Raw genomic sequence first — 9703 nt, 5'->3', positions numbered from 1 at the left:
AAAAAAGAAGTTGTTCTGAAATCAACAAAAGAGCCTCGTCCCCATCAAGAAGAAGCCATCAAGAAAGTCTGTGAAGGGTTAAAAGAAGCAGATCGTGGCAAGCTGATTATGGCATGTGGAACGGGGAAGACTTTCACTAGCCTTAAGATAGCAGAAACCATAGCAGGAACAGGCAAGCGTGTGTTGTTTCTGGTTCCTTCTCTGGCTTTAGTTTCGCAAACAATCCGTGAATGGACAGCCGATGCACAAGTCCCGTTGCGTTCCTTTGCGGTTTGTTCTGATACGAAAGTAGGCAAGCGTCGTAAAAACCAAGATGATATTGTTGGCATGGAAACATCAGATCTTGTTCTCCCTGCTACAACAGATGCGAAAGCCCTTGCCAAAGAAGCTTGTGAAAACCTAGCAGATGCAATGACGGTCATCTTTTCAACCTATCATTCTATCCAAGTGATTTCGGATGCACAAAATACCCATGGGTTACCTGAATTTGATCTGATCATTTGTGATGAAGCCCATAGAACAACTGGTGTTGTGTTGGGAACAGAAAAGCATGAATCTGAATTTATCAAGGTTCATGACAATAGCATTATTCGAGGCAAAAAACGCCTCTACATGACAGCAACCCCAAAGATCTTTAGTGACAAGCTGAAAAGGAATGCTTTCTTATCCAATAACGTTTTGGTGTCCATGGATAATGAAAAACTCTATGGCAAACAACTTTACACTTACAACTTTTCACGTGCTTTAGAGGATAAGCTGTTATCACCTTGTAAAGTTATCATATTAGTTGTCAACGAAGAAGAAGTAAGTCAATCCATTCAACATCTTATTACCGATAAGAATTATGAACTTATTCTCGATGATAGGACCAAGATTAATGGCTGTTATAGAGCCCTTACCAAAATGGATCTGAAACTTGATCTTGAAGATGACCCCAAGCCCATGCGTAGAGCTTTAGCTTTTTGCAAAGATATTGATACTTCTAAACGCATATGCAAAAGATTCAAAAAAGAAAAAGTGCAAGAATCTTTACGCGCTCTTCATAAAAACTATAAAGATACTCCTCCTCTTAACTGTACCCTTGCCCATATTGATGGAACCTTTAGTGCTAAAGAGCGTACAAAACAACTTGACTGGTTAAAGGAAGATGCGGGGGAAAATACTTGTCGTGTACTTACCAATGTACGCTGTCTTTCTGAAGGTGTTGATGTACCCGCTCTTGATGCTGTTCTATTTTTACACCCGCGAAAAAGTCAAATTGAGATTATTCAAGCGATCGGACGTGTAATGCGTCGAGCAGAGGGTAAAAAAAGAGGCTATATCATTCTACCCGTTGGGATACCCGCTGATATTCCGCCGGAAATAGCCTTAGAAAACAACCAAAAGTATAATGTCATCTGGCAAGTTCTCAATGCTTTACGTGCTCATGATGATAACTTTAATAAAATAATTCACCATATGCACAAAAAACAAGACGTAAGCGATGCTCTTGAAATTGTTGCTGCTTCTCAAGAACTTGCGTTAGAAGATACGACCACGGTTATTGATGATTTACCTATACGCTCAAAATTAGAGTATTCAGGACTTAATATTGGGTTAGCAACTTATGAATCCTCTCACACATGTGAAGAACAAGGAGAACTCCCCCTTTTTTCTAAATGTAAAGATGTCATTAAAGCTGCTATTGTTAATAGATTTTACGACCCTAGCTATTGGAAAAAATGGGCAATAAATGTTGGTGATCTTGCTCAAACTCATATCACACGCTTAACTGAGGTTTTGACGAAATCAGAAACTGAAACACGGCAGGTGTTTAATGATTTTATGACCGAATTACGTAGTAATTTAAATACAACTATCTCCGAACAAAATGCGATTGAAATGCTTGCGCAACATCTTGTGACGCGTCCAGTCTTTAATGCTTTATTTGAGGGGCATCAGTTTGTTCAAGAAAATCCCGTATCTTGCGCTTTACAACGTGTACTCAATGCCCTTGATAAAGTTACTCCTAAAGAAGAATCTCAAGATCTCAAAAATATTTCTAAGAGTGTACAAATTTTACACGCGTGGAATTACCACTCTTGAAGCACAACAAAGTTTAATTGTAGAGCTTTACAATGAATTTTTCCGTTATGCTTTTCCGCGTACAGTAGAAAAATTAGGCATTGTTTATACTCCCATTGAGGTTGTTGATTTTATCATTCATTCTGTTGATGATGTGTTGCGTCATGAATTTGGAAAAAGTCTAGGATCACGTGGTGTTTCTATTCTTGACCCTTTTACGGGTACTGGGACCTTTATCACACGGCTATTACAATCCAATCTCATCAAACCAGAGGATATGGAATATAAATACCGTTATGATATCCACGCAAATGAGATTGTCTTGCTAGCCTATTACATAGCAGCGATTAACATTGAATCGACGTATCATAGTATCATGAAAGGTGAGTATATCCCTTTCAAACATATTGGTTTAACCGATACATTCCGCATGCTTGAAGAGAAAAGCCTTCTGCAAAAATTATTCAAAGAAAACAGTGAATATTTAGAGCATCAAAAGAAACTGGATATCAAAGTTATCTTTGGTAACCCTCCTTATTCAACAGGTCAAAAAAGTGCTAATGATAATGCAAAGAATACGCCTTATCCGATATTAAATGACCGTATTGATGAAACTTACGCCGCTCAATCTAAAGCAAGCCTTATGCGAAATCTTTATGATAGTTATATTCGTGCCATTCGCTGGGCTAGTGATCGTATTGATAATGCTGGAGTAATCGGTTTTGTTTCTGGTTCTGGTTACATAGAAAAGTCAACAATGGATGGATTACGAAAATCTTTAGCCAAAGAGTTTACGAGCATTTATGTGCTTAATTTACGGGGGGATCTTCGCAAAAATATGTTAAGCAATGGAAGAGCTCAAGAAGGTGAAAATATTTTTGGCAATGGTAGTATGACCGGTATTGCTGTAACCTTGTTTATCAAAAATCCCAATGCTATTGGACCTTGTAAAATTTACTATCATGATATTGGTAATAATCACACAAGAGAAAAAAAGCTTAAGACAATTAAAAAATTTAGGAGCATTGATGGCATTACACGAAGTAAACAAGGTTGGCAAATAATCACACCAGATAAACATGGTGATTGGCTTGGTCAACGTGATAACAATTTTAAAGCATTTTTATCCATAAGTTATAAAAAAGGTCATGGTAAAAAGCTTTTTGATACTTATTCCTGTGGTATTGTAACTAGCCGTGATGCTTGGGTATACAATTCAAGCTATGAAGTTTTAGCGAAAAACATAAGTAATATGATTGCCTTCTATAACAGTGAAGTAAAGCGTTTTAATAATGTTTATGGACATGTTGATCCTAGGATACGTAAAAATGCTGTAGACAATTTCGTCAATACAGATACGAGAAAAATCAGTTGGAGCCGCGCTCTTAAAGAAGATTTAGCAAAAGGAAATACTTTTGAATTTGAAGCTACATGCCTTATGCAAAGTTTATATCGTCCTTTTACACAACAGTGGCTCTATTATAATCGCACCTTCAATGAAATGGTTTTACAAATGCCGCGGATATTTCCGATGGGAAAAGCGGTTGAAAATAAAGTAATTCAAATTACAGGCGTAGGAGCAAGGTGTGGTTTTTCTGTTCTTATGTCTGAAGATTTGCCTAATTTAGATTCAATAGAAAAAGGTCAATGTTTTCCACGCTATATTTACGAAGATACTACGGTTTCAAAAAGTAAAAGTGAGAAACAATCCCATTTATTTACAAATTCTATAGAGGAAAACAAAACAGCTGGTTTACAACGCCGTGATGCCATTACTGATGAAGGATTAGCACATTTTAAAGCCGCTTATCCTAATGAAACCATAACAAAAGATGATCTATTCTATTATGTTTACGGTCTACTTCATTCAGAAGATTACCGTGCTCGTTATGCGCATAATTTATGTAAAGAATTACCTCGCATTCCTTGTGTAAAGAGTGCTGATGATTTTTGGAAGTTCGTAACAGCAGGGCGTGAACTGGGTCATTTGCACGTGAATTATGAAACTGTAAAACCTTATCCAGTCACCTTTAAAAAGGGTAATCCAAAACAGACAGAGATCTCTAATCCCGAAGAATTTTACTACGTTACAGAAATGAAATTTTCTGGGAATAGTAAGGAAAAGGATAAATCGACTGTTTTTTATAATAGCAATATCATCATGACGGATATACCTCTTAAAGCTTATGAGTATATAGTCAATGGAAAGCCTGCTCTTGAATGGGTTATGGAACGTCAATGTGTTAAAACAGATAAAAAGAGCGGCATTGTTAATGATGCTAATCGCTATGCTGTTGAAACCATTGGCAACCCTGCCTACCCTCTAGAGTTATTTCAAAGGGTTATTACCGTAAGTTTAGAAACCATGAAAATCGTTAAGAACTTACCAAAATTGGAAATAAGAGAAACTGAATAACTTATAAAGCATGCTCACATAATGGGTATGATAAACTCATAAGGGGTATAGAACATAGCGATTAATCTATACCTCTCTTGTTAAGTTGATTAGATACAATCTCAAAAAGACAGTTTATATGCGTTATTCTAAAAAGAAATCCCATCTTAAAGTGAATAGGCTTCTTTTGAATTGCCTTTAAAAGATTATATCGTAATCTAAAATGAGTGCTTTATGCTTTTCAAAAGCTTTGTTTAAAGAGAGTTATGTATATTCATTTTCTTATATTACTTATAGGTTTTGAAGGTGTAAAAACCGTCAAAACCCCTCAAAACGTATATTATTAGTTGAATTTATAGGTTGTATTTTTATATAGGTTGTTTTTTAAGATCTGTAAAATCTTAACCTATTGAAATATATTGATTTTAATTTTCTCTCATTTAAAAAAAATAATGGTGGTTTAACATTGCAATTTGAAAATAAAACCACCATACAAAGAAATTTACTTCAAATTATCTGTAATCCTTTTACAGAGGAATTCATAGAAGTTACTTGCATAATATTGTGGATTCTTGGGTGGAAAATCAAAATAGAGTGCACATTCTCCATTCTGAAATTGAGAATAATCGAAGAAAAATGTCTCTCCAAAATCGGTTCTACTAACAATAAGTTGCTGTGGCGTTGCAAAACCATTTTTTCTATAATTTAAGTTTTTATAAACAATATCATCACTACGAATAATCTCAAAGTTTGTATCATAAACGCTACATATTTCCTCACCACAAATTTCCCCTCTTCCATAGTTTTTTAAAAAACTTTTATAGGAAGACGTAAACTGCAAACCAAGAGTTTTCTCTGCTTTTTCAATCAGTGCATCATCAACTGCTTCATCTGTAGAGCCAAAATCGATACTATCGTTATATTTATCAACTAGTACTGCAACATCAGCTAAGGTATAGGTTTTCATAGATGATCCTCAAAACTTGCGTAACGCTCCATATTTCCCCTATCATTTGCCCCTCCTCCATAGTTTTTTCCAAAAGCTCTTGTAAAAAGGGATAGGTTGCGGAGTGGGAGTGTTCTCAATCTTTTCAATTGGTTGGTCTCCATCAGGTATCTCAACTCCCACGCTTTCTTTAATTCTTTTGCAAAGGAATTCATAAAAATTGCTAGCGTAATATTCGCAATCTTCAGATGGAAGCATGACATAAAGTGGGCATTCTCCATCCCTAAACTGCGTATAATCAAAATAAAAGGTTTCACCAAAATCTGTTCTACTTACGATAAGCTGTTCTGGTGTCGCAAAACCCCTTTTTCTATTATTTAAGTTGCGGAAAACAATATCACCAGCAGCAATACCTATTCCACAATCCCTATAAACGCTACAGATTTCATAACCTCCAATTTCTCCTCCTTTATAATTTTTTAAAAAACTCTTATAAGAAGATGTAAATTGTAAACCGAGAGCTTTCTCCGCCTTTTCAATCAGTAGATCATCAACTGCATCATCTTCAGTACCGAAATTGATAATATCATCATCATATTTATTCACTTTATCAATTAATACTGCAACATCATCTAAAGTATAAGTTTTCATAGATGATCCTCAAAACTTGCGTAACGCTCCATATTTCCTCTATCAATTTCACCTCTTCCATAGTTTTTTCCAAAAACTCTTGTAAAAAGGGATAGGTTGCGGAGTGGGAGTGTGCTCAATCTTTTCAATCGGTTGATCACCATCAGGTATCTCAACTCCCGCGTGTACTTTAATTCTTTTGCATAGGAATTCATAAAAATTACTGGCGTAATATTCGGACTCCTCATCCGCAAACATGACATAGAGTGGGCATTCACCATCCCGAAACTGCGTATAATCAAAGTAAAAGGTTTCATCAAGATCATAACTCACAACGAGCTGTTCTGGTGTCGTAAAACCACGTTTTCTATCATTTAAGTTTTGGAAAACAACGTCATTAACAGAAACACCTATAGGATGCTCATAAAGACTATAGATTTCTTCACCACTAATGTCCCCACCTTTATAATGTTTCAAAAAACTCTTGTAAGAGGATGTGAATTGTAAACCAAGAGCTTTCTCAGCCCTTTCAATTACAAGATCATCAACTGCATCATCTTCAGTACGAAAATGGATAATCTCATCATCATATTTATTCACTTTATCAATTAATATTACAACATCAGCTAAGGTATAGGTTTTCATAAATCTTCCCCTGCATGGTCCTTAATTCTTTTACAGAGAAATTCATAAAAATTACTTGCATAATAAAGGGGATCTCCAGATATTACCTCAAAATAGAGCGGACATTCACCATCCTGAAACTGAGAGTAATCAAAGTAAAATGTCTCACCAAAATCAGTTCTACTGACAACAAGCTGCTGTGATTTTGCTAAACCATTTTTCATTTCTGTTAAGCGATTATAGACAATGTCACCACCATAAACAGTTTCAAAGTCTACACCATAAATGCTAAAAATTTCCTCGCAACCAATTTCTCCTCCTCCATAATTTTTTAAAAAACTTTTGTAGGACGAGGTGAGTTGTAAACCAAGAGTTCTCTCAGCCTTTTCAATCAATATATCATCAGGCGCATCCTCTGCAGTGCCAAAATTGATAATCTCATCATCATATTTATTCACTTTATCAATTAATACTACAACATCATCTAAGGTATAGGTTTTCATAGATGATCCCCCTTAAAAATATTAACGATGCTTGCATTCTTGAAAAGAAAAAAATAATGGTGGTTTAACATTGCAATTTGGAAGTAAAACCACCATACAAAGAAATTTACTTCAAATTATCTGTAATCCTTTTACAGAGGAATTCATAGAAGTTACTTGCATAATATTGTGGATTCTTGGGTGGAAAATCAAAATAGAGTGCACATTCTCCATTCTGAAATTGAGAATAATCGAAGAAAAATGTCTCTCCAAAATCGGTTCTACTAACAATAAGTTGCTGTGGCGTTGCAAAACCATTTTTTCTATAATTTAAGTTTTTATAAACAATATCATCACTACGAATAATCTCAAAGTTTGTATCATAAACGCTACATATTTCCTCACCACAAATTTCCCCTCTTCCATAGTTTTTTAAAAAACTTTTATAGGAAGACGTAAACTGCAAACCAAGAGTTTTCTCTGCTTTTTCAATCAGTGCATCATCAACTGCTTCATCTGTAGAGCCAAAATCGATACTATCGCTATATTTATCAATTAATTGTACAACATCATCTAAAGTGTAAGTTTTCATAATTTGTTCTCCATAAATTGTTATTTTCTAGTTGCTATATCTTTATTTTCATAACCTTTAGCACGTTCTTTCCAGTATTTCTGTCTCCACAAAGCAAATGCATCCCTATCAATAGCTGATCCCATTGTGTTAGGATTAATGTGAATAGCAGAATGATGTTTATTATGAAACGCATTTGTAACTTCTGCTATGGGACCATCATGTGTTTGTAGCATATGGTGTAATTCAATAGGCTCGTTATCGAAACCTATAGGTGCTCTTCCTGTTTTCATTCTTTCAATATTTGTACCTGTCACTTTTTTCTTGTTGACTGTCCAACTAACAATCTGGTTAGGATCAAACAGTTTTTCGCTCTGATAGACTTTGTTTGTCTGAGTAATTTTTTCTCCCTTGTTAGTTATTTCAAACTCAACCTCAATAGGTTTTGACCAGAATTTTCTCTCTTGCCCCAAATATTGAGTTGCAATAGCTTCATCGCTCATTTTTTCTAGCGATTGTGCGATTTCTTTCCCCACATGCGCAGTATTTACTTCAGAACTAGTTTCTCCCGTTATAGCCGCTTCTTCAGCTTTAGCAGCAAATTTGATGAGATCTTTTTCTACAAGCTTTCCCGCAAGCTTTACGCCTCCCTTGGCTGCTGAAACAGCACCGTCAGTAAGCACTGTAGAACCCACTATATAAGCCACATCTCCTAATGGTTTACCTAGCATTTCGCCAGATTCAGCACCAGCACTGAATGCTCCATCCCCCCCTTTCTCCATTGTTTCATGTATGTGATCTATATGCCCCCCAAAGGAATCCTTTATGTGATCTATACGCCCTCTAAAGGAATCCTTAACACCTCCCCAGAATTGACCAACTCCTTCCCAGAGTTGACCAGCACCTTCCCAGACATCATCAAATATATGCCCACTCGTGGCCCAAGCTTTTGCTGTTCCAACGCCTTGAAGGGCATTTTGATAGATCTCATCAACTGAACTGTTTCCTATTGCCGATCCTAATTCTTTAACGTCATGAACTGTCGCATATATTCCGTTTCCTATTGCCGATCCTAATTCTTTAACGTCATGAGCTGTCTCAGATATTCCGTTTCCTATTGCTTTTACGGCACCAACAATCGTACCCTTCGCAAGACCTATCTCAAAAATCCTATCTTGCTCTTCATCAATCTCGAACCATTTTTCGTTAACATCTCTTCGACACTGATCATCAGGGCATTCTTCTAACTCTTTCTTCATCTGAGCGCGTTGTGCACTACCCAAAAAGTTATTTGCAGCGGCATTACCAGCGGCATCGGCGCCGGCATCAACATTGCCACCGGCAATGGCGGCAGCAACGCCCCCGGCAGCCCTTGCAACATCAATGGTGTGATCTCTAAAGTCAGCAAACTGCGCATCAATCTTTGCGTTTATACGCGCTTCCTCTTCCGCTGTAGGGGTGCGACCGTTTAGATCCCCCATTTCCTCTTTCACAATGCCTTGCACCCACAATTGAAACTGGAGCATAGCGGTGGCTTCGCCCACAGCACCCCCCACAGCACCGGCTGTGCAAGCACCGCTCGCAACAGCGCCTTTTAAGCAGCCAAGACCAGCGTGGGCAACGATCTGTGTGACCGTGTCTATTTTGCCTTCAGCCTTGGCGGTACCGATTTCTTCCGCCAACGATTTTCCAACCGTATCAGACAGGGCGATGCGCAGATTGTTAAAAAAGTTCTTGTCAAGAGAGCCACCCTCAAGAGCCGTTTGAACGCCTGTGCCAATGGCGGCTTTGATCAGGTTCTTTTCCGCTTCACTGGCGATACGATCGACAAAAGGAGCGGTTTTTGGCAAAGATTGTCCAACACCTGCCATTTCCGTTAGTTGGCTGGTTAAGCCTGCTGTCAACATCGACGAAACAATGCTGAGAACATTCTTTGAAGAGCCAAGCTCATGCAAGGCACCGGCAATATTGCCGCGATTATTGACAAGAGC

6 protein-coding genes and 1 pseudogene are annotated in these 9703 nt (G+C 37.2%); 1 reads left to right on the top strand and 6 read right to left on the bottom strand.

Annotation, left to right across the window (positions count from 1 at the left end; translation table 11 throughout):
* A pseudogene (locus ACFINK_RS08935) lies at positions 1–4480 on the top strand (type ISP restriction/modification enzyme); the annotation flags it as partial.
* Positions 4481–4961: 481 nt separating this feature from the next.
* Here the strand turns inward: ACFINK_RS08935 and ACFINK_RS08930 are convergent.
* The 6 genes from ACFINK_RS08930 to ACFINK_RS08905 all read right to left on the bottom strand — a co-directional run.
* A complete protein-coding gene (locus tag ACFINK_RS08930; protein ID WP_375638838.1) occupies positions 4962–5426 on the bottom strand; it encodes an SMI1/KNR4 family protein in 465 nt (154 codons plus the stop codon).
* Between the two features lie 42 nt (positions 5427–5468).
* Entirely contained in the window at positions 5469–6056 is a 588-nt protein-coding gene (locus ACFINK_RS08925) for an SMI1/KNR4 family protein (protein WP_375612469.1), read from the bottom strand.
* A 48-nt stretch (positions 6057–6104) separates the two neighbouring features.
* A complete protein-coding gene (locus tag ACFINK_RS08920; RefSeq protein ID WP_183194725.1) occupies positions 6105–6680 on the bottom strand; it encodes an SMI1/KNR4 family protein in 576 nt (191 codons plus the stop codon).
* A complete protein-coding gene (locus ACFINK_RS08915) occupies positions 6677–7162 on the bottom strand; it encodes an SMI1/KNR4 family protein (protein ID WP_375638837.1) in 486 nt (161 codons plus the stop codon). The genes ACFINK_RS08920 and ACFINK_RS08915 overlap by 4 nt, the downstream gene beginning before the upstream one ends.
* Positions 7163–7268: 106 nt before the next feature.
* Entirely contained in the window at positions 7269–7733 is a 465-nt protein-coding gene (locus ACFINK_RS08910) for an SMI1/KNR4 family protein (RefSeq protein ID WP_375638835.1), read from the bottom strand.
* Between the two features lie 20 nt (positions 7734–7753).
* A partial coding sequence (locus ACFINK_RS08905; RefSeq protein ID WP_375638833.1) for an HNH/ENDO VII family nuclease occupies positions 7754–9703 on the bottom strand: 1950 nt, incomplete at its 5' end.

This window comes from Bartonella sp. AA16NXGY, assembly GCF_042197325.1.
In the GTDB taxonomy this organism is placed as follows: Bacteria; Pseudomonadota; Alphaproteobacteria; order Rhizobiales; family Rhizobiaceae; genus Bartonella.
The sequence above is the reverse complement of the archived record's forward strand: the minus strand, read 5'-3'. Positions and strand labels throughout refer to the sequence as shown.